Consider the following 22,384-nt stretch of genomic DNA (forward strand, 5'->3'; position numbering starts at 1 on the left):
GCCCCGCTTGGATGCATCAGCGGGGAGCGTGCTTGATGGGAATGTGTCGTGCCGCGCGAACAAGCCTGATATCGCGGGCGTATGGCGCATCAGATACGAAGGAGACATGCACATCGTGCGCATGTTGGAGCAGCGTCCGAACTGGACTGCCGCTCCCATCGCGATAACGCCTACCGAGCATCCACGACTAATCAATAACACGATCCGCATGCATCGATGTGTGACGCAATCGATTGCTTGCCGATGTCGTGCGATTGTCTTGCCGACGAGTGCAGCGAATGCGGAAGTCGCACCTCGCGCACAACAACGCAGACGAGCGAACCGGCAGTTGCAGGCCAGCGCTCAAACACGCCATGAGCGCCGGATTTCAACGGTGTTTCGATCTGGCAGGACTTCGTCTACACGGCCTTCGCAATGCAACGGCCATCAAGGCGAACTGCTGTCGGGCACGATGTCGACGGCATCGATCGTCACCGGCAGGTGATCGCCCTTGTGGAAGGGCTCGACCGGAGTCAGCTCCACCTGCATGGCATAGGGTTGGGCGCGCAGGTCGCGCTGCACGCGGAGGCTGGCGCCGGCATCGTGGTCCGTGGCTAGCGGCAGCGTCTGCCGCTTTCCATCCACGCGTACATCCAATCTGGTCGGCGATGTCGCACCGTGATAGTGAACGGTGAGCCGGTAATGCCCCGCCCCGATGGCGGTGTACCAGCGCAACTTGTAGACCGTCGAGGGATCCTCGTAACCGTAGCCGTTGTAATTCAGGAAATGCTGCGCGTGCTTCACCTCGAGATGCACCGCGCCGTTGGCATCCGGCGACACGGCATCGGGCCGCACATGCAGCGCACCGTCGAACGGCAGCGCCACGACCGGCATGTAGCCGGCATGATCCAGCCTTGCGATCCGGACCGCGGCGCCTTGCGCATCCAGCGTCACCGTGCCTGCCTTGGCGCCGGTGTCGGCAAGCAGTCGTGCCGGACCGAAGCGCGTGTCGACCACGCCTGGCAGGCGCAACACGCCGTCCGTCGGCGGCTTTTCCACGAATAGATAGAGCGTGTGCGCACCGAGCGTGGCATAACCGAAGTCGAGCTTCTTGAACGGCGAGGCTTGCGTGGCGTAGATCGCTTCGCCGCGCGGTCTGAGCCAATCGCCGATGCCGCGCAGCACGTCCGCCTCGTACGGCACCACCGAGCCGTCGCCCTCCGGACCGATGTTGAGCAGATAGTTGCCGCCCGCGCTGGCTACACGTACCAACCGCGCGATGTTCTCGCGGATCTTTCCGGACAGGTCGTCGCGCTGCTGCCACGAACGATAGCCCCAGGTCTGCGGAAAGATCGACGCGGGAGACTGCCACGGCTCCTCCATCGCCACGTCGGGCTCCTGGTTGTCGCCCATCACGGTGAAATCGCCTTGATAATTCCACACGCGGCCGGACACCATCGTCTGCGGCTGCAGATCGTGCACCGCGCGGGTGAAGCGTGCGCTCTGCGCCGGTGTGGGCTTGCCCATGTCGAACCAGATCTCGGCAATCGGACCGTAATGGCCAAGCAGCTCCTTGATCTGCGCCACGTTGAAGTCGGCCTGGGCCGGCGTGATCGGATTGGAGTTGGTGTCCAGGTATTGGCCGTGCATCCAGTGCCAGTCGATGGTGGAGTAGTACACGCCGAACGGCATGTGCGCGCGCGCGCAGGCGTCGGCCAACTCCTTCACCACGTCGCGCTTGTAAGGTGTGGCGTCGACGATGTTGTAGCGGTTCTGCTTGGTATGGAACATCGCGAAGCCGTCGTGGTGCTTGGCGGTGAGCACGATGAACTTCATGCCTGCCGCCTTCGCCAGCGCCACGATGGCGTCGGGGTCCCACTTCTGCGGATCGAAGCGTTTTGCCAGCGCTTCATATTGTTCCGCCGGCACCGGCGCATGCGACTGGATCTGCTCGCTGTAGCCGTAGCCAATCTGTTTCCCGTCCCATACACCACCCGGCACCGAAAACAATCCGAAGTGGATGAACATGCCGAACCGGCGCGCCTGCCAGGCCCCGACCGTAGCCACGTCGGGCCGTGGTCCGGCGAGCGGCAGCGGCTGACCGGACGGTGCCATGCCGTTCGCCTGCACTGCGCCGGCGAACGCGGCGAGAGCCAGCAGGCACCCTTTCTTCATGTTCATCGACTCTCGCTTGCCCACGTTCGCATCGCTCCCGTTGTCTGGATAAAAACCTTGCGAGCCTTCGTCACCTCTTCACATCCATCCCCATGCAGGCCTCGCAGGCAGACAACGGTATCTCCTCATCCGGCTTTCAAACAACACGATTCATTTGCACGCATGCCGCGCTGCCACGCGTCGGGTTTGATCAGCCTTGGTTCAATGCTCCGTGAGTGGTGTCAGCTCCAGCGTCAGCACTTCGAATGGCGCGAGCTGCAGCGTGCTGGCGTGGTCGGCGTCCAGTTGCTGCGGCAACGTGCTGCCGCCGGTCTTCCACACATCGCGCACGCTGAAGCGGCGCGCGGCGCCTGGCGGCAATTCAAGCTGGCGTTGCAGGTCGAGCACCGCGGTCTGTACCCGCTCCCCCGGATTGCGTAGCGTGACGATAGCCTTGCCCGGCGTCCATGCGGCCCATCCATATGCGTCGAGCCGGCCGGGATTGCCGCCGATCCAGTGCGTATCGCGCAGCACATCGGCATTCGCACGCGACCATTTGGCGGCATCGGCCAGTGCATCCCAGTCCTTGCTGCTCAGCAGTGAGGGCGTGATGTACATCTCCTGCAGCTGCGTGCCGGTGCCGAAGTACGAGCGCACTTCGTTGGCAAAGTCGTGGCCCGGATCGGTATTGAGCCGCGGATTCTGCTGCGCATAGATGATGCCGTGGAGCATCAGCGAGTTGATTGGAAACAGCGGCCCTTGCAACACGATGTTCTGGTAGGTCTGCTGGTCGCGGTAAGTGATCCACCGCTCGCGCATCGTGCCCACGCCGGTGTACCAGTCGTCCTCGCCGCTGCGCCAGATCGTGTCCGCATAGCGCAGCCAAAACGGCGAGGCCCAAGTGCCGGTGGTGAGGTTGATGAAGGTGTTCGGCTTGTCCTTGCGGATGTCCTGGATCAGCTGGATCGCTGCGGCGAAATCGCTGTCGAAGCGGCTGCCTGGAAACACGCTGCTGACATTACCGGTGCCGTCGAACTTGAACTGATTGATGCCGTTCTCGTCGATCAGCTTCATCACCACGTCGTGGAAGCGCTGGTAGTACTTCGGGCCGGACAGTTCGAAGCCGCCCTCGTTGGTCTCGTAACCTTGCGCCTTGCCGCCCGCGATGCGTTCCTGCTGCGGCTTGCTGTAGCCGCCCCACGGCGACAGCCACACGCCCGGCGCTGCACCGTACTTGGCGGCAGCCTCGCGCAACGGCACGAAGCCGTGCGGAAAATCCTTGCTGAAGTTCCAGGTGCCCGAACGATCGTCCCAGCCGTCGTCGAACAGGTAGGAGTCCAGCTGTACGCCGCGCTTGACGTGCAGCTCCTCGCCGATGGTGTTGATGCGATCCAGCGCCTCCGCCTCGGTGTAGGGATTGAAGAAGCCGATGTCGTACCACGAGTTGTAGTGCAGGAAGGATCGATAGGTATGCGCGCGTTCGCGTTCGACGTAACTGGCGAAATCGCGGCGCAGCTGGCCATCGCGCACCACGCCGACCACCGCCGAGTAATCCACCGTCTTACCCTTCTCCAGCGGCAGCGTACGCGACAGCGTGAGCTTCGCTTCGTGGTGGTATACCGTGCTGTCGGAAAGCGGGTTCTCGAAACCGAGGTAGACATCGTCGACCACCACGGGCGAACCGTTCGCCGTGCCCACTACCTCGGCATCGCCCACCTGCGATTGCAGCAGCGATACCTTGGCGATCTTCTCGTCCTGCTTCAGCGCGCTGATGCTCACTTCCTCGCGCAGATAGGACGAACCGTCGCGCTGCACGAGCTTCCAATCCACGCGGAAGCGGCCCTCCGCATCGCCGAAGCTGGCCTCGACCGCGTTGCCTGGCAGGCGCCCGGCCAGCCGCGAGGCCTTGGCATCCACCGGCAGCTTCACCGCACGCGGTTTCGATCGCAGATTCATGTCCGAAGCCTTGAGCATGCTGCCATCGGCCAGCACTAGTGCGAACGGCGCGTGCACGGCAAGCGTGCGGCCGTGCACGCGGTCGGTCACCGTCATGTCGACGAGATGCTGCCCGTCGAGCTTCCAGTGCGCCTCGATCGCAGCGTTGCCGAAGCTATCCGCACCCTGCTTGTCGACGAACGCCGCCGTGCCGGGATCGAGTACCAGCTCGCCGGTGGCGACGCTGTCCTCGGCATGCGCCGAGCCGAGGCCCGCCAACACGGCCATCAGGCAGGAAGCCAGCAGGTTCACGCGCGACGAACGAAGGGAATGGAGATGCGATGCTGGCATGACGACCTCTCGTGATGATTTGACTGGGCCGACGGAAGCATCGCGTGGATGCCCCGTCGGCGTGACTCGAAAGCGCCGCCCGGCATGGCCGGACGGCGGGATTGCCGCAAGGCGGCATGGATCGCCGCCACCCTTGTCAGTAGTCGTAGGTGACGCCGATCCGCACGTAACGTGGCGGCTGCAGCACCAACGGCGTGCCGTAGAGCGGATTCGGCGTACCCGCGCTGTTCCCGTTGTAATCGGGCGACAGGTTGAGCGGTGCCTGGCCGTTGAATACGTTGAACACGTCCACGCTGAAACCGAGCTTGTGGTCGGCAAACGCCGGGCGGTAGTGGATGCCCAGGTCAAGCTGCTTCATCCATGGCAGGCGTCCGGTTGCCCCCGGCGGCGACGGCTGGCCGTTGCACCAGTGGTAGTTGGAGCCGTAACCGTCCGGATCGGTCTGGCCTGGCCCGTAGTAGCCCAGACAGTACTTCGGTCCACCCGACGTCAGGTTGAGGTTGGCCGAAAGCAGCAGCTCGGGCGTTACCGCGTAGTAGCCGTAGGCCTTGATCACATTCGTGTGATCGTTGCCTTGCGGGCCATTGGCGTAAGCCATCAGTTCCGGGAAATCCCAGTCCTCGTTCTGCGTGCCGCCGATGGCCCTGATGTCGGACTGGCCTTGGCCTTCGCTGTTGCCGTAGCTGCGCGAGAAGGCATAGCTGACCTTGCCGTACCACTTGCCGTCGAACGGATGCTCGAGGAAGGTCTCCAGCGCGTAATAGCGGCGCACCGCACGCGGGAACTGCATGTCGGCGTTGGACAGCGTCACGCTGTGGAAGGTGCCGCTCGGATCCTGCACTGCGAAGGTGTTGGCCTGGCCCGGGTTGATGTAGTAGCAGGTGGCGGTGTTGACGTCGGTGATGCCTTCCGAAGCCGACTTGTCTACCACCGCCTGGACGTCGCACCAATCGTCGATCACGTGCCGCAGCATGCGCCGGGTGAGCTTGGCGCCATAGACCCAGTTCGGGCCGGCGGTCTTGCTGAAGCCGAGCATGAACTCGTCCTGATCCATGGCCTTGAGGCTGGTCGCTGTCATGGTGCGCGGATCGGGCGTCTGGCCGTAAGCACCGTTCGGCGACACCGGCGGCGACATCTGTGTCAGGCCGGTTGGCGTGCCGTCCGCCGCGATACCACTGTACGTGTAGAACTGCGAGGTGGCCACGTAACCGTTGGCGGGATCACCCGGGGCGATCGGCGAGCCCAGGTAGTAGCGCCCGGCATTGCCGAACACCTTGAACGAGCTGTCGCCGAACACGTCCCAACTGAAGCCCAGGCGCGGCGCCCACTGCGGCTTGGTCTGGCGCATATAGGCGCTGGCGCTGGCGTTGGTGTTGGTGAAGCCGTCATCGCGCAGGCCGATGGAGAACAGCAGGCGGTCGTTGAACTGCCACTGGTCCTCGATGTACTCGGCGCGCTCGCTGGAGAACAGGTTGCCGCCCTGGTTGAAGATGTACTTGTAGGCGTAGTAACCACTCGCCCCGTTCGGGTAACTGGCCGGAGCTCCCACACCGAGGCTGGGAAACAGCGGCTGATTCGCGGGCGTCACATAACCATAAATCCATTGGTAGCCCGGCCCGGAGGTCAACTCCTCCTGATTCCTGGCCGCCGTGCGCAGGTTGTCGATGCCGGCTGTGATCGTGTGGTTGCCCAGGGAATACGTCAGCGCGACGCGCAGGTTGGTGGACACGAAATTCATGCCCGGGTTGGTGATCTGGTTGACGTTCTGATTGTTGGTGATCGGCGTTCCGCCGTTCAATGCCGGATTCTGGTCCGTATAGTTGCCGATGTACGTCAGGCTCGGATCATAGGCGGGGGACTGGCTGTAGCTGCGCGTCTTCATGCTGCCGTACAAGGCGGTCAGGGTCAGCTTGTCCGTGATGTAGCTGGTGAACTTTGCCGACCACATGTCGCCGCCATGCTTGGTGTTGTTGGCGTAGGACTTGAAGTCCGAATCGCTGAGGGTGTTGTAGTCGTACTTGTAGACGGAGCCGCTCCCCTCGCTCTTCTCCGACGCGCCGGTCAGCTCGAGCAAGTTGCTGTCGTTGATGTTCCAGTTGACCTTGGCATACCACTTGGGCTGCGTGTTCTTGTAGTGCGAGTCGGTGCCGGAAGAAACGCTGTTGACCGTGTTTCCTTCCGTGTGGGTCATTTCCGCCGAGGCGAAGAGGAACAGGCGATCCTTGATCAGCGGGCCGCCCACGTACAGGTCGTAAACGGACGACCAGCTGCTGTTCTGGTTCCTCGGGTCGTACAGCCTGCCGGCCACGGGCGACGGCGGCAGACCGTTCGCGTAGTAGGTGCTGTTCTGGCTGGCGAGCGTCGACGACGGCTGGTAGAGATACTGCCCACCGAAATGCCAGTCGTTGGTGCCGCTCTTGCCGATCATGTTGAGCACGCCACCATCGCTGCGCCCGTACTGCGCGCTGTAGCCACCGGTGTAGACCTCCTCTTGCTCGATGGAGCCATACGGCAAGGTGATGCCGCCCTGGGAGAGGTTCGGATCGGTCGTGTTGAATCCATTGAGGTAGTAAGCGTTCTCCGTCGACGACGAACCGCCGAAGCTGATCAGCGGCTGGCCCGTCGTGCTCTTCGCGCCGCCTGCACCGAGATTGGTCGCCGGAGCCAGCAGCGCAGCCGCTTCCGCGGAATGCGCCAGCGGCAGCTTGGCCAGCTGGTCAGCCGTGAGAACCGTGCGCGAGTCCACCGAGCTGACGTCGATAGGCGGCAGCGCGTTGGCCGAAACGTTCACGCTCGATAGTTGCTTCGCATTCTCCGCGCCCGATGCAGCGCCACCCTCACCACTGAACGAAATCTCCGCAGCTATGCCCACTTGCAGCACCACGTTGTCACGCGTCTGCACGACCTTCCCGTCCTGCATCAAGGTGACCGAATACGTGCCGATCGGAAGCTGGGGCGCGCTATATCGTCCCTGGCTATCCACATTGATGGTACGTGCAAGACCGGAGCTGTTGCGGATAGCGACGGTTTCACCCGCCTGTACCGGAGCACGGCCAAAAATGGTGCTGGTAGTCGACTGTGCTTGTGCGGTGTTCGCGCCAAGCGCGACCAGCAATCCCATGGCGAGCATGGTTCGCCTGAAACCCTGAGCCTTGCCTTCAAAGGCAAAACCATCTTTCTTTTCAATACGCATTGAAATGCCCCTCACGTAGTTCGTTATCGCCCTGCGCAGAAATGACCTCTCCCCTCTGCTACAGGCGGTTGTGGTTACCCGTGGAAACGCCTCCTGCCCACGAACTTGTTCGCCTCTTCATCAAATTTCGAGCGCAAGCGTCTCCGCCGGACCGGTTGGTGGTCCGGTTTGACTCCCTGCTTTTTCAGTCAACCCAGGCGGTGCACTCGAACCTGAGAGCGCAACGCCTCCACCGCTCGCCGTTCGACGAAACCGGTTTCCTGACCTTGCGCATTGGCTGCCCCGCAGGCCACACCCAAGCGCAAGGTTTCTTCCAAATTCATGTTTCGCGTCATGCCCACCGTCATGCCGGCCAGCAGGCAGTCACCAGAGCCCACCGTGTTGCGTATCTGCGCGAGTTCGATCGCGGCATGCCACACACCGTTCGCGTCGGCGGCGACCGCACCCAGCGCGCCCATCGTCACTACCGGCATGGCGACGCCACGGGTACGCAGTTCGTGAACGGCGTCCACTGCTGCAGCGAGATCGCCTATCGGACGTCCGAGCAGTTCGCTGATCTCATCGCGATTGGGTTTGACCAGAAAAGGCTGAGCCTGCACGGCGTGCTGCAGCAGCTCGCCGCCGGCGTCGACCAGACAACGTTTGCCGGCATCGCGCACGTACGTAGCCAGCTCGGCATAAGTGGTCGGCGGAAAACCGCGCGGCAGGCTGCCGGACAACACGACCAGGTCGCTGTCATCGACGCCGCGACGGAATGCCCGCAGCAAGGCCTCCTGCTGCGCGCTGTCCAGCAGCGGCCCCTGTCCGAGAATCTCGGTGATGTGGCCGCTCGCGTCCTGCAACGCGATGCAGGTGCGCAGGTTGTCGGCGATCTCGATGCCGTGGAACAGCACGCCGCGCTCGCACATCTGCCGGCCGATCATGTTGCGATGGGCCGCGTCCACCAGGCCGACCAGCTGCACCCGCTCGCCCAGCGCGGCGATGGTCTGCGCCACGTGCAATCCCTTGCCGCCGGGATACGCCTGCTCGTCGAGCGCGCGACTGACTTCGCCGGGTCGCAGCGTGTCCAGCCGAATGAAACGGTCGATCGCCGTGTTGAAGCCGATGACCGTAATCACCGGGTAGCAGCCAGCAAAGTCTGTACTTCCGACGCGCTGGCCTGCCCTGCCGTGCCGCCGATGCTTCGAGTGGAAAGACTGCCGCAGGCACTGCCCCAACGCAGACAGTCGAATAACGGCAAGCCGCGCAGCCACGCATGCAGGAAACCGGCGTCGAACGAATCGCCGGCGCCGGTGCTGTCGATCGGGTCGACGGCAAAAGCGGGCACCTGGAGCAGGTGCCCCTGCTCCAAGCTGGCGCAGCCACGCTGCCCGCGCTTCACGACGGTTTGCGTATGCCCGTTGTCGAGCGCGTGCAGACCGGCAAGCACCTCGTCGTGTCCGGTGATGGCCGCCAGCTCCAGCTCGTTGGGCAGGAACAGGTCGACTTCGGTCAGCGTATCGAGCAGGTCGGTAGCCCATGCCTGCTGCGGATCGAAGCCGGGATCGAGCGAGGTGCTCAGGCCGGCGCCGCGTGCCCGTGCGAACAGCTGGCGACAGTCGGGCCGCAGCGCACGCTGCAGGTAGTACGAGGAGACATGCAGGTGATCGGCGCCAGCCAGCAGTGCGTCGCTCACCTCGTCCGCACGCAGCGTGTCTATCGCGCCGGGGAAAGTCACCAGTGCCCGATCCTGCGGTGTCGACAGCGAGACAGTGGCGCCTGTCCGCAGCGTGGCGTCAGGGCGCACCGAAGCGATATCGATACCGGCGGCACGCAACGCATCGAGGCAATAATCACCCCAGCTGTCCGCACCGAGCTTGCCGTGGAACGCAACGGGGTTGCCCAGACGGGCCAGCCCCATGGCGCAGATCATCGAGGAGCTTCCCGGCGCCATGATGAAGTCTTCGGCTAGCACCTCGCGGCCTGGCGACGGCAACGCCTGGCAATTCTTGAAGACCAGGTCGACGTTGATTTCGCCGATGAAGAGGACGCGCTTCATGCCTCCCCCGAATGCATGGGGAAGTGTTCCACCACGCGCGTGAGCACGCCTTGCGAAGGCGTGTCGGGCTGGCCGCCCAGGACCAGACAACGGAAGAACGCGAGCAGTTGCCCCACCGCCACGTCCGCCAGCAGCGGCAGGGCGTCGTCCATCGCGTCCAGACCTGCCAGCTCCACGGCCACGTCGTTCGGACCCAGCACCTCGGCGGGAATGCCTTCGCCCACCAGCACGCGGGTCAGGCCCAACTGCTTGCGCGACAGCTCGCGCAGCAAATCGAGCTCGTAGGCGCGCACCGCCGGATCTGGCGACAGGAAGCCGACCACCAGGGTCTTGTCGTCGAGACTGGACATCGGGCCATGGCGCAGGCCGAGATAGGTCTCCGCCACCGTGACCACGGCGCCGCCAGTCATTTCCAGCATCTTCAACGCACACTCGTGGGCTGCGCCCAGCGCGCCGCCGCTGCCGAGATAGACGACGTTGCTGAACTCGCTGCCGGCTATCGCAGCGAGCGCATCGGCCTGCTCATCGAAAACCTGCCGGACGTTGCGTGCCAGCCGCTCCACCGGGGCGATGGCATCGCCTCCCTCGCGCTCAACCAGACCGAATCCGGCCAGCAACAGATTGGTGAAGCTGCTGGTCATCACCAGGCTGCGGTCATTGGTGCGCTCATCCAGGACCAGCACGGTGACCCGCGAATCGTCGCGATAACGCGTGGCGAGCTTGCCGGCGGCATTGCAGGTGATCACCAGATGGCGGTAGTCGGGAGCATCGGCCAGCAGGCGATCCACCACGCCGCAGCTTTCCGGGCTGTCGCCCGAGCGTGCCAGCGAAATCAGCAAACCGGCACCGGGCGGTAGCACACTGCGCCAATGCGTGAGCAAGCTGCCGGCGGCGATCGCCTGCGCCGGAATGCCCAGGCCGAGTTGCAGGCTGGGCGCCAGGCACTCGCCGATATACATCGAGCTGCCGGAGCCGGTCAGCACGATATGGCTCGGTCGTGGTACGAGCGCTGCCTGCAGTTGCTCGCGCAGTTGTGGCTGGCTCAACAGGTCGGCGGTGCCCAGCCAGGTCGTCGGCTGTTGCAGGATCTCGCGCAAGGTATCGGCGTAGCCTCGTGCCCGTTGCTCCGCCAACGACGCAGAGCATAGCGGCTCCAGCGTTATCGAATCTTTCGTTTGCTTGTTTAATTTTGACATTTTGCCAAATACAATCGAATGTGAAAGTATGTATCCATTGAACCGAGAGTATTCGAAATGAAACAAAACTTACAAGAGGTTTCGAACACCGGCAGCCAACTCTCCCGGCTCGCCTTGTCGCACGGCAAGCGTACGCGTCTGTGGAGGCTGCTCTATGGCCACGGCCCGCGCAACGGCAGCTTGCTGGTGCTGCCGCTGGATCAGGGGCTGGAACATGGCCCCACCGACTTCTTTCCCCATCCGCCGGCGGTCGATCCGAGCTATCAGTTCGAGCTGGCCGTGGCCGGGGGCTTTTCGGCCATCGCGCTGGGCATCGGCCTGGCCGAGAAGTACATGACCGAATACTGCGGACGGGTGCCGCTGATCCTCAAGCTCAACGGCAAGACCAACATCGCCAGCGACGCCGAAGCCACCTCGCCGCTGTTCGCCTCGGTCGAAGATGCGGTGCGCCTCGGCGCCGATGCAGTCGGCTACACCATGTATGTCGGTTCGCCGCGCCAGCACGACGAGTTCCGTCAGTTCGAGAAAGTGCGCCAGGATTGCGAGCGCTTCGGCATGCCGCTGGTGATGTGGGCGTATCCACGTGGCAGCGCCGTCAATGCCAAGGGCGGCACCAATACCTTGTATGCGCAGGATTACGCTGCACGCGTCGCACTGGAGCTGGGTGCCGACATCGTCAAGCTGCACGAGCCGAACGACAGCGTGGTCAATGTGCCGGCCCCCTACGACAAGCTGCAGGAAGATGCCGGTGCGCGTTGCGCGCGCGTGGTGCGTTCGGCCGGCCGCACGATGGTGCTGTTCTCCGGCGGCGAGAAGAACGACGACGACGAGGCAGTGCTGCGCAAGGTCGAGTTCTACATGCAGTCCGGCGCCAACGGCGTGATGTTCGGCCGCAACATGTGGCTGCGTCCGTTCGATCAGGCCGTGACGCTGACCCGTGCGGTGCATGACATCATGGCGAAATATCCGCGCTGAACAGGTGAGGCAGGCCGTTCGATGAGTCACAGCTCCTCCAAGTCAACGCAGCAGCTGATGCAGGCCGGCTGCCTCTGCTGCGCGCCGCCCAGCGGAGCCGGCACGGTTCGTGTCGAGAGCAGCAAAAATCCGCTGCAGACCCAGCCGGACACCGGCAAGAGCGACCTGCGGCTGAAGGACTTCCGTCCGCGCAGCATGCTGCACGTGCCACAGACACGCATCGAACGTCCGCGTTTTCCGGTGATCGATGTGCACACGCACTTGACCTGGTCCAGCAACGTGCGCAGCGGCATCTCGGTAGGCGAAGAGGTCACCTTGTTCGCTCAGCCCGAGGACTTGCTGCCGGTCATGGATCGCAAAGGCGTGCGCACGCTGGTGAACCTCACCGGCGGCGTCGGTGCCGGCCTGGAGCAGAGCATCCGCAGCTTCGACCAGGCTGCGCCGGGACGCTTCCTCACCCTCACCGAACCATCCTACGAACACTTCCCCGAACCGAACTACGCGCAGCTGCAAGGCGATGCGATCGCGCACGCCAAACGTGTCGGCGCGCGTGGATTGAAGCTGTTGAAGACGCTGGGCCTGTATCTGCGCGAGCGGATCGACGAAGGTCCGCTGGTGGCCGTGGACGACCACCGCTTCGATCCGATGTGGGAGGCCTGTGCGGCAAACAGCATGCCGGTGTTCCTGCACGTTTCAGATCCGGAAGCGTTCTTCCTGCCTACTGATGAAACCAACGAGCGCTATGAGGAACTGGCCAACCATCCGGACTGGTCGTTCTACGGCCCGGAGTTTCCCAGCAATGCGGAACTGCTCGCCGCGCGCGACCGCCTGATCGCGCGCCATCCGAAGACCACCTTCGCGCTGCTGCACGTGGGCAACAACGCGGAGAATCTGGCTGCTGTCGCCGCGTGCCTGGACCGTTACCCGAACACGGTGATCGACATCAGCGCACGCATCGGCGAGCTGGGCCGCCAGCCGCGCATCGCGCAGCGCTTCTTCGACCGCTACCAGGATCGGATCCTGTTCGGCACCGATGCGGTGCCCTCGCCATATGGCGACGACGTGCCGCAGCAATTGTTCGGCGACGAGCTCTACGAGATCTACTATCGCTTTCTGGAAACCGAGGACGAATACTTCGATTACGCGCCGTCGCCGACGCCGCCACAGGGGCGCTGGTCGATCTATGGGCTCGGTTTGTCGGACGAAGTGCTGCGCAAGGTTTACCATGACAACGCCGCCCGACTTCTGAATATCGACCCATGAGCGAAACCCCGACCGTCTCCCGCCGCCTGCTCGTCGAAGAACGCCGCCGCCTGATCGTCGATCTGGTCGAACAGCAGGGCCGCGCCACCGTGGAAGAACTGGCGACCCGCTTCGGCACCTCGACCGTCACCATCCGCGCCGACCTCGACGCGCTCGCCCGCAGCTCGGCGATCGCCCGCTCCCACGGCGGTGCGTTGCCGGTTGCGCCGGCAACCAACGACACGCCGCTCAACATCAAGGAAACCCGCTGGCACGCGCAGAAGCTGCGCATCGGCCACGCCGCCGCGAAGATGATCCAGGACGGCGAGACCATCATTCTCGATTCCGGCTCGACCACGGTGGAGATCGCCCGACAGATCCGCCAGATGAAATTCGAATCGCTGACGGTGATCACCAACGCGCTCAACATCGCGCTGGAGCTATCCGGCCTGCCGCATATCCGCGTGATGATGCTGGGCGGCCTGTTGCGCGATACCTCCTATTCGCTGGTCGGTCCCGACGCGGAACAGGCGCTGTCCAAGCTTTCTGCCGACAAACTCTTTCTCGGCGTGGACGGCCTCGACCCGGTGGTCGGCGTCACCACGCCCGACCCGCTCGAAGCCTCGCTCAACGCCCTGATGATCCGCGTCTCGCGCGAGACCATTGCCGTGTTCGACGCCAGCAAGCTGGGCCAGCGCAGCCTGTCCGTCATCACCACGGTGCAGCACCTGCATCGCGCCATCACCGACAGCAGTGCCGAAGCGAAGGCCGTCGAGTCGCTGCGCGCTGCCGGCGTGGAAGTCACCTTGGTCTGAACGACCGGAACGCTGCGTGGAAAGCCGCGCCTGTCCGAGGTTGAACACCACCACGGCAAGATCGCCATCCGCCAGCCGCCGCGTTCGCACCTCTATCTATCCGCCCGCATAGATACGCCCACCTTGCTTGTCGAGCGCGTCCGGGTCGATCGCGATCACGTCCTTATGGGTGAGCACGCTGCGCAGGCGGTCGCTCATCGCGGCGATGTCGCTGCCCGCGATCAGCGGTGCCGCCATCGTCGCCCGCAGGCTGAAGTACACGCGTTGCTCCTGACCGAGCGAACCTCATGGCCTACATAGGTCTTGGCGAGTCGGTCGCTTTTACGCGGACCAGCCACTCCGGAAGCACCGAGGCACTTGCATTCCATATAGCTTTCGTTACTCTCCGTTTATTATCGAATTATTTCCATTTTGCTGTCGATAACTTTCATTTTAGGAAAAAACGAAAGCTCTACCACAAGAGACCTGCCACGCATCTGCTGCCCGACACGTTTTCCGGGCCACCCGAGCCACCCATCCGCGGCGCCGGGCGTCCCTCTCGCTGCAACACGGTCGTCCACTTTGGGAGGAGTTATGCGACATCTAACATGCCGATTGTTCGGATTCCTGCTCGTCATGTCCTGCGCTGCGCCGGCGGCACAGGCCGCATCGAATACCGTACCGCTGGGCGGCAATGCCTATATCACCCAGGCATCGCCCACCGCGAACGAAACCATTACCGACACTGGCTTGCACAGCTGGAATTCCGACAAGGCCATCGTCAGCGTTTACTTCGATGTGCAGCAGGCGGGCGAGCTGCAACTCTCGCTGGTCGGCAGCTTGAACGGCGCCAGCCACAGCACGGTGAAAGTCACGGTCGGCGGCCAATCACAGCTGGTCAATCTTTCCAGCACGACTCCCGCGCCCTTCCCGGCCGGCAGTTTCACCATCGACAAGCCCGGCTACGTGAGGGTGGACCTGCAAGGCATCAGCACCGACGGCGGCTACTACGGCGATATCAGCGACCTGCAGATCGACGGCAGCGCCACCGCCGCCGGCGCGGTCTACGCCAACGACCCGGCCAATTTCTATTGGTCGCGGCGCGGCCCGTCGGTGCATCTCGGCTACAAGGTGCCGGCGAACACGGAGTACTTCTACAGCGAAGTGACCGTGCCGGAAGGACAGGATCCGGTGGGCTCCTATTACATGGCCGACGGTTTCAACGTGGGCTACTTCGGCATGCAGGTGAACTCGCCGACCGAGCGCCATATCCTGTTCTCCGTGTGGGACTCGCCCACCGGCAGCACCACGCTGGTGAACAAAGGGCCCGGCGTTATCACCAACGGTTTCGGCGGCGAAGGCACCGGCGGCCAAAGCCATCTGCGCTACGCGTGGGTCGCCGGCCAGACCTATCGCTTCCTCACCCGCGCCCAGCCCGACGGCAACGGCAATACCTTGTTCACCGCGTGGTTCGGCAGCGCCGCCGCGCAGGGTAATTGCAGTGCGCAGAACAGCGAGGGCAACTGCGACTGGCACCTGATCGCGACCTGGAAGTACGTGGGCGACACCCATTACCTGCGCGGCTTGTATTCCTTCCTCGAATCCTTCGACCCGGATCTTGGCTACATCGGCCGCCGAGCGGCTTATGGCAACCAGTGGGCCAAGCCCGTGGGCGGCGACTGGGTGGAAATCACTTCCGCCTATTACGACGTCGACCCCACCGGCCTCAACAAGCAGCGCCTGGATTTCGCCGGCGGCGTGATCGGCAACCAGTTCTACCTGCGCAACGATGGGTTCTTCACCCCATCGGTATCCTCCGGCCAGACGTTTACGCGCACGGCGACCGGTAACCCGCCGGATGTGGATCTCGACAACCTGCCTTGATACGCACGGCATCGCAGTCGGCCCCCCCGAGCGGGCCGGCTGCGAATGCCATCGCACGAAACTGACAGTGACGCTACGCGCCGCCGGTGTGCAGGTCGTGTGGTCTGAAGCCGTTGACCAACGGCGCTCAGAAGTCCAGACGAAAACTCGCCGTCGCCATCTTCGCTTGTTGCCGCTGACCAAGATACTGGTCGTAGCCAAGCTGCAGACTGGCGCGCGGCGTCATGTGCCAGTCCAGCGTGGTGCCGAACACGCCGCCATAACGCTGTAGTCCGACACCGCCGACGGGAGCGAACTGGTTGATGCCGCTGAAGCTGGCGTCGAAAACCTCGCCGCGCAGACCGAACGATTGCTGCCACAGCATTCGTCCCTGCAGGCTGAGGCTTCCGCCACCGGCCAGCGCCCAGTCATGGGTGGCACGCAGACCCGCGCCGGCCTGCCAGCGCGCCGTGCTCTGCGCAGCCGATTTCAGCCCGAAGCCATAAGCGCCCAGTTCGTTGAAACCATCGCGCTGGATCTGCGCGTATTGCAGACTCATGTAAGGCGTGACCTGCGTACGGCCCAACGCCAGCCGGTACCCGCTTTCGCCGTAGGCCACGCCGTACCTGCCATTGATATCGCTGGCCACACCGGCAAACTGATTGCCGAGTTCAAGCTGGCGACGCATGGTTTCGCGGTAGCTACCGATGCCGAAACGACCCATCGTGTACCACGCACCGCGAACCACGCCGCCATACAGCATGCCTTCCAGCGCATGGCTGTGACCCTGGTCCGCACTTTCGTTCAATCGGCCCAGCCCCTGGCTCTGGCTTAGCGCATAGCCGGCAAAGCCATTGCTGCCGATGCGATAGTCCTGTCCGACCAGCGAGCCGCTGAGGTCGTACCCGACATTGCCGTAGCCGCTGCGCGACATGCCGCCGTGATAACCGAGATTCTGCGTCCAGCTACCGGCTTTCGGCGCATCGAGCAGGCTGTCGAAACGGTCGGACAGCGCACGCGTGCCCGCGTCGATCGCCTCGAACGTCATCGCCGCGCTGGCCGCATGCAACTGGCCGGACAGACTTTCCAGCGAACGCTGCATGACCTCGGTGGAAACGGCGCGTTGCAGGCTGGCGGCACCGGCGATGAAGCCCGCGCTGGCTGGTGTGCCGCTGGCGGTGCCCTGCAACTGCAACTGGCTGTTGATCTGCTGGAACGCGCTCTGCGTGCGTTGCGCGGCGCTGTAGCTGGCGGTGGTGTATGGCAGACCTTGGATCTGGCTCAGGTTCACCTGCTGCACGTCGAGCCAGGCACTGTTGGGATCGTAGTTCAGCGTCGCGGTCAGCGCCACGCTCGGCGCCGTGCTCAGGGCCGAAAAGGTGCCCGTCAAACCACCATAAGCCGACAGCACCGTCGTGTGCGAGTTGAGGGTGTAGTTGGAATTGGCGCCGTACACGTAGAGGTCTCCACCGGACAGGGTGGCCGTGCCATTCACGTACAGCTGCGACCCTAGCGATAGTGCTATCCGCCCGTTGCCCTGCTGCACATAGTTGCCGCTTACATGGACGTCGCCCTGGCTGACCACCAGCACGCCCGCGTTGGTCACGTTGTTGAAGACATCGAAGCCGGTGGGATTCTGCGGCGTATCACCGGACATCAGCGTGCCCTGCGCGCCAATCTCGACGGGGCTGCTCAACCCGGCCACGGCGAGCGTGCCGCCCTGCACCTGGGTGAGACCGGTATAGCTGCTGCTGCCGCCCCAGAGGTTGAGCCTGCCCGTTCCCTGCTTGATCAATCCGCCGGCACCGGAGATCGGGTTGCCCCAGGTCGAGGTGCCGCTGAAGTTCACCGTGACATCGCCCCAGTCGAATTTGGCTGGCCCGTTGACCGCCTTGAAGGCATCCAGTTCGCCGTAGCCGAAGGTGGTATCGGGGCCGGGCGCGCCAAGATCGCGCGCGGTGCCCAGCAGCGTCTGCCTCACCAGATCATTGCTGAAATACGGATAAGCCTGCCATACCAACGCGGCAGCACCGGATACCTCCGGCGCCGCGAACGAGGTGCCGCTGACAACCCAGTAAGTCTGGCTGCCGGTGGTGGTGGCGTTCTTGTCGAGGACGACCACGTCACCGGGCGCGGCGAGACAGTAGTTCATCGCCTTGCCGCAGGCATTCGAGTAGCTGGCGAGCTGGGTCGGATGATTGCTGTCGACGGCCACCGCGACTAGCCAACCGGCTTCCAGTTGGGGGGCCACGCTGGGCAGCGCGGCGATGTCACTGGGATTGCTTTTGGAATCGTTGCCGGCGGCGAACACGACCAGACCGCCATGCTGCACCACGAACGGCTGGTAAGCCTGAGCGAAAGCTTGGTTGATCGTGGCGTTGCTGGTGTCCCAGTAGATGCCGCCCCAGGAGTTGTTCATCACCTGCACGCCGGCATTGATCAGGGCCGGGTTGAGCGTTTGCGCAAAGAAGTCGGCATCGGCGGCGGTCACCGGATTGCCGTTGCCTGAGCCGTCGTCCTTCGGCTCGACGTCGCTGATGATGCGCGCAGAAACCAGCGACGCCCTCGGTGCAATGCCGCCGGGAAATTGCGCAAACGGCGTACCTGCAGCGATCTCCGATACCCAGGTGCCGTGGCCGACCACGTCGTCGACCGTGGTGTTGTTGGTGGCCGGGTCGACATAGATCAATTCCTGCGTGACCCGCCCGGCCAGAGTCGGGTGATTGCGCATGATGCCGCTGTCGACCACGCCGATGGTCACTCCGGCGCCGGTATATCCCAGACCGTGCGCCCCGTAGGTATTGGTGATCGCGAGCTGAGCGTCCAGCGGTGGCTGGGTCGTCGTGGTCGGCGGGGGCGATGCCGGCGCAGTCGGCGGGGGTGTCGTCGGCCTGACGTTGCCACCGCCGCCACCGCCGCAGGCGCTGAGACCCAGCGCCAGGGCTATCACCCATGCCATTTCACGATGCCGCAACCCCAGATATCGACCCTGTCCAAGCGCTTTCATGATGCACCCCAAACGCATTCAATTTTCCGCATCGCCGACCTGCCGGTACGACACGATGCCCCCGCCGCCCATCTTCGCACAACGAAAATCCAATGAAACACGGTGCAGGTCGCAACCCAGCGCGACATGGCCATCGTTTGCCGATGTCCACGGCGGGCTGCGATAATTCGCCGGTTATCGGTCAGGCGCTCGCGCGCCCTCAGTCTTCCAGCGGAGTTATCCATGTCGGATGTCAGCGTAGTCATTGTCGGCGCCAAGCGGACGGCCATCGGCTCCTTCCTCGGCCAGTTCACCGGTGTCCCCACCACCAAGCTCGGCGCCACGGCCATTCGCGCCGCACTGGACCAGTCCGGCGTGGCCCCCGCCGATGTCAGCGAGGTGATCATGGGCTGCGTGCTGCCGGCCAACCTGGGCCAGGCCCCGGCACGCCAGGCTTCGCTGGGAGCCGACCTTCCGGCCAGCACCGGCTGCACCACGGTCAACAAGGTATGCGGTTCGGGCATGAAGGCGATCATGCTGGGCCATGACCTGATCAAGGCCGGTTCGGCGACCATCGTGGTGGCTGGCGGCATGGAATCGATGACCAATGCGCCGCATATGGTCAACGCGCGCACCGGCATCCGCTATGGCGACGGCACCCTGGTCGACCACATGGCGTGGGACGGCCTCACCAACCCATACGACGGCAAGGCCATGGGCGTGTTCGGTGAGCTGTGCGCCGACAAATACCATTTCACCCGCGAGGATCAGGATGCGTTCGCGATCGAGTCTGTCAAGCGCGCGCAGGCAGCGCAGCAAAACGGCGCGTTTGCCGGCGAGATCGTTCCGGTCACCGTGAGCGGCCGCAAGGGCGACGTGCTGGTGGATACCGACGAGCAGCCGGGTCGCTCCGACATCGCCAAAGTCCCGACCCTGAAAGCCGCCTTCCGCAAGGAGAACGGCACCATTACCGCCGCCAGCTCGTCCAGCATCTCCGACGGTGCCGCTGCACTGGTGCTGCTGTCCGCCGACGACGCCAACAAGCGGGGACTGAAGCCGCTCGCGCGCATCGTCGCGCACGCCACCCATTCGCAGGAGCCCGAGTGGTTCACCACCGCCCCGGTCGGTGCGATCCAGAAGGTGCTGGACAAGGCCGGCTGGAAGGTGGCCGATGTCGACCTGTTCGAAATCAACGAGGCGTTCGCGGTGGTCGCGATGACCCCGATGAAGGAGCTCGGCATCACGCACGACAAGCTCAACGTCAACGGAGGTGCCTGTGCGCTGGGTCATCCGATCGGCGCCAGCGGTGCCCGACTGGTGGTGACCTTGCTCAACGCCTTGAAAACACGCGGCCTCAAGCGCGGCGTTGCCAGCCTGTGCATCGGCGGTGGCGAGGCAACGGCTATCGCCGTGGAGTGCCTTGACTGATTTCGGGACTGATTTCCGCCCAGCGTCGCATGATCATTTCATGTCTTTCACATGACGGTCGGCTAAATCGGTTTTTAATATGCCCTGAAGCGCTACTATAAAAATGTGGCGCAATTTCCACGAAAGCGTTATTAATACACGGCCAAACGGCATTCCACGGCAAAGGAGATTCATCATGAAGTTTACGCGTACCCTACTCGCCGCCGCGCTCGTCGCGCTGTTGGCGGCATGCAGCAATGGCGCGCAGGATTCCGCGCAGGACGCCCAGAAGTCGGCTGATACCGCTCAGCAAGCTGCCGATACCGCGCAGAAGGCTGCGGCTCAGGCTCCGACCACGGCGGCCACAACGGCAGCTCCAGCAGCAGCCCCGGCCGCTGCGGGCACGGCACCTGCCGCAGCTCCGGCTTCGACCGCTCCTGCAGCAGCAGCACCGGCAGCGGCTTCCACCGCAGCGCACTGATCCTTTAGCGGTTTCCAGAAAAAGCGGCCGCCTTGTGCGGCCGTTTTTTTGTTCTCCACTTGCCATTTTCGTCCGGCAACTTTGGTCGCCGGCCAACGCCCGCTATCATCCTTGGCTTCGCCTTGCCGGCGCCCGTATCCGTGAGCCTCAGTCCATGAGCGTCATCGCCTCCCAGATCGATCCTCGTTCGCCCGACTTTCAGGCCAGCAGCGCGCAATTGCGGGCGCTGGTCGACGACCTGCAGCGCGAATTGATCCGCAGTGCCGAAGGTGGCGGCGCCAAGGCGAGCGAGAAACATGTGGCCCGCGGCAAACTGCTGCCGCGTGAGCGCATCCGCGCACTGCTGGATCCCGGCTCACCGTTTCTCGAACTGTCGCCACTGGCCGCACACGGCATGTACGAGGACGCCGCACCCGCCGCGGGCCTGATCACCGGCATCGGCCGGGTCAACGGCATCGAGGTGGTGGTCGTTGCGAATGACGCCACCGTCAAGGGCGGCACCTATTTTCCGATCACGGTGAAAAAGCATCTTCGCGCGCAGGAAGTGGCGCTGGAGAACCGCCTGCCCTGTGTCTATCTGGTCGACTCCGGCGGCGCGTTCCTGCCGCTGCAGGACGAGGTATTTCCGGACAAGGAACACTTCGGCCGGATCTTCTACAACCAGGCGCGGATGTCCTCGCTGAACATCCCGCAGATCGCGGTGGTCATGGGCTCGTGTACCGCCGGCGGCGCCTATGTGCCGGCGATGAGCGACGAGACGATCATCGTGCGCGAACAGGGCACGATCTTCCTCGGCGGTCCGCCGCTGGTGAAGGCCGCCACCGGCGAAGTGGTCGATGCCGAGACGCTGGGCGGCGCGGACGTCCATACCTCCATCTCCGGCGTGGCTGACCACTACGCCGAGAATGACGCGCATGCGCTGTCGATCGCCCGCGACATCGTGGCCCATCTCAACCGTAAGAAGGACATGCCGCTGGCGCTGCGCGCACCGGTCGAGCCAAAGTACGCGGCCGAGGAACTGTACGGCGTAATCCCACAGGACACGCGCCGCCCATTCGACATCCGCGAGGTGATCGCGCGCATCGTCGATGGCTCGGAGTTCCACGAGTTCAAGGCGCGCTACGGCAAGACGCTGGTCACCGGCTTCGCGCATATCCACGGCTACCCGGTGGGCATCATCGCGAACAACGGCATCCTGTTTGCCGAGAGCGCGCTGAAGGGCGCGCACTTCATCGAGCTGTGCAACCAGCGCAACGTGCCGCTGGTGTTCCTGCAGAACATCACCGGCTTCATGGTCGGCAAGAAATACGAACAGGCCGGCATCGCCAAGGACGGCGCGAAGATGGTCACTGCGGTGGCATGCTCGCACGTACCGAAGTTCACCGTGGTGATCGGCGGCAGCTTCGGGGCCGGCAACTACGCGATGTGCGGACGCGCCTACGGCGCCCGCTTCCTGTGGATGTGGCCGAATGCACGGATCAGCGTGATGGGCGGCGAGCAGGCCGCATCGGTTCTGGCCACGGTCAAGCGCGACGGCATCGAAGCAGCCGGCAAGACATGGAGTACCGAAGAGGAAGAGGCGTTCAAGGCGCCGATCCGCGACCAGTACGAGCGCCAAGGCCATCCTTACTACGCCAGTGCGCGACTGTGGGATGACGGCATCATCGACCCGGTCGACACCCGCCGGGTGCTCGGCCTGGCGATCTCCGCCTCGCTCAACGCGCCGATCGAACCGCAGCGCTACGGCGTGTTCCGGATGTAATCCCAGGCAGCTTCAGCGTGGCTGGCGC

At 63.9% G+C, this 22,384-nt stretch carries 14 protein-coding genes and 1 pseudogene; 7 read left to right on the forward strand and 8 right to left on the reverse strand.

The window, feature by feature from the left end; genetic code table 11:
• Positions 1 to 426: 426 nt before the first annotated feature.
• From BUA26_RS02425 to BUA26_RS02450, 6 genes are all read right to left on the reverse strand, one after another.
• Positions 427 to 2,160, reverse strand: a complete 1,734-nt coding sequence (locus BUA26_RS02425; protein WP_083572849.1) for an alpha-L-fucosidase — start codon at positions 2,158 to 2,160, stop codon at positions 427 to 429.
• Positions 2,161 to 2,355: 195 nt separating this feature from the next.
• Positions 2,356 to 4,419 (reverse strand): alpha-galactosidase, encoded by a 2,064-nt coding sequence (locus tag BUA26_RS02430; RefSeq protein ID WP_178368525.1) that lies wholly within the window; start codon positions 4,417 to 4,419, stop codon positions 2,356 to 2,358.
• 136 nt (positions 4,420 to 4,555) lie between these two features.
• Positions 4,556 to 7,612, reverse strand: a complete 3,057-nt coding sequence (locus BUA26_RS02435; RefSeq protein ID WP_178368526.1) for a TonB-dependent receptor — start codon at positions 7,610 to 7,612, stop codon at positions 4,556 to 4,558.
• 188 nt (positions 7,613 to 7,800) lie between these two features.
• The gene (locus tag BUA26_RS02440) at positions 7,801 to 8,730 is read right to left on the reverse strand and encodes a 1-phosphofructokinase family hexose kinase (protein WP_072757563.1); all 930 of its coding nucleotides are present in this window, start codon (positions 8,728 to 8,730) and stop codon (positions 7,801 to 7,803) included.
• Positions 8,727 to 9,650: a carbohydrate kinase family protein gene (locus BUA26_RS02445; protein ID WP_072757565.1), complete on the reverse strand. Its 924-nt coding sequence runs from the start codon at positions 9,648 to 9,650 to the stop codon at positions 8,727 to 8,729. Before BUA26_RS02445 ends, BUA26_RS02440 begins: the two co-directional genes overlap by 4 nt.
• Entirely contained in the window at positions 9,647 to 10,783 is a 1,137-nt protein-coding gene (locus tag BUA26_RS02450) for an SIS domain-containing protein (RefSeq protein ID WP_072757567.1), read from the reverse strand. The genes BUA26_RS02445 and BUA26_RS02450 overlap by 4 nt, the downstream gene beginning before the upstream one ends.
• Positions 10,784 to 10,903: 120 nt before the next feature.
• On the opposite strand from BUA26_RS02450, the gene BUA26_RS02455 reads away from it, so the two are divergent.
• From BUA26_RS02455 to BUA26_RS02465, 3 genes are read left to right on the forward strand one after another with little or no spacing between them, the layout of a single operon-like run.
• Entirely contained in the window at positions 10,904 to 11,821 is a 918-nt protein-coding gene (locus BUA26_RS02455; RefSeq protein ID WP_072757569.1) for a class I fructose-bisphosphate aldolase, read from the forward strand.
• Between the two features lie 21 nt (positions 11,822 to 11,842).
• Positions 11,843 to 13,084 (forward strand): amidohydrolase family protein, encoded by a 1,242-nt coding sequence (locus BUA26_RS02460; protein WP_072757572.1) that lies wholly within the window; start codon positions 11,843 to 11,845, stop codon positions 13,082 to 13,084.
• Positions 13,081 to 13,878: a DeoR/GlpR family DNA-binding transcription regulator gene (locus BUA26_RS02465; protein ID WP_072757574.1), complete on the forward strand. Its 798-nt coding sequence runs from the start codon at positions 13,081 to 13,083 to the stop codon at positions 13,876 to 13,878. Before BUA26_RS02460 ends, BUA26_RS02465 begins: the two co-directional genes overlap by 4 nt.
• A 96-nt stretch (positions 13,879 to 13,974) precedes the next feature.
• Here the strand turns inward: BUA26_RS02465 and BUA26_RS20000 are convergent, their stop codons facing one another.
• Positions 13,975 to 14,139, reverse strand: a complete 165-nt coding sequence (locus tag BUA26_RS20000) for a hypothetical protein (protein WP_143154154.1) — start codon at positions 14,137 to 14,139, stop codon at positions 13,975 to 13,977.
• A gap of 354 nt (positions 14,140 to 14,493) precedes the next feature.
• Between BUA26_RS20000 and BUA26_RS02475 the strand changes: the two genes are divergently transcribed.
• Positions 14,494 to 15,741, forward strand: a complete 1,248-nt coding sequence (locus BUA26_RS02475) for a DUF3472 domain-containing protein (RefSeq protein WP_218587769.1) — start codon at positions 14,494 to 14,496, stop codon at positions 15,739 to 15,741.
• A gap of 127 nt (positions 15,742 to 15,868) precedes the next feature.
• Here the strand turns inward: BUA26_RS02475 and BUA26_RS02480 are convergent, their stop codons facing one another.
• Entirely contained in the window at positions 15,869 to 18,727 is a 2,859-nt protein-coding gene (locus BUA26_RS02480) for an autotransporter serine protease (protein ID WP_072757579.1), read from the reverse strand.
• Positions 18,728 to 18,949: 222 nt separating this feature from the next.
• Here BUA26_RS02480 and BUA26_RS02485 point away from each other — a divergent pair, with 222 nt between their 5' ends.
• The 3 genes and pseudogenes from BUA26_RS02485 to BUA26_RS02495 all read left to right on the forward strand — a co-directional run bounded on the left by BUA26_RS02485 (position 18,950) and on the right by BUA26_RS02495 (position 22,356).
• Positions 18,950 to 20,134, forward strand: coding sequence for a thiolase family protein (locus BUA26_RS02485; protein ID WP_072757581.1), 1,185 nt, complete (start codon positions 18,950 to 18,952; stop codon positions 20,132 to 20,134).
• Positions 20,135 to 20,309: 175 nt separating this feature from the next.
• Positions 20,310 to 20,585: pseudogene (locus BUA26_RS02490) on the forward strand (hypothetical protein); the annotation flags it as partial.
• Positions 20,586 to 20,748: 163 nt separating this feature from the next.
• Entirely contained in the window at positions 20,749 to 22,356 is a 1,608-nt protein-coding gene (locus tag BUA26_RS02495; RefSeq protein WP_072757583.1) for a carboxyl transferase domain-containing protein, read from the forward strand.
• Positions 22,357 to 22,384: the final 28 nt, after the last annotated feature.

Origin of the sequence: Rhodanobacter sp. OK091 (assembly GCF_900142825.1) — a bacterium.
Lineage (GTDB): Bacteria > Pseudomonadota > Gammaproteobacteria > Xanthomonadales > Rhodanobacteraceae > Rhodanobacter.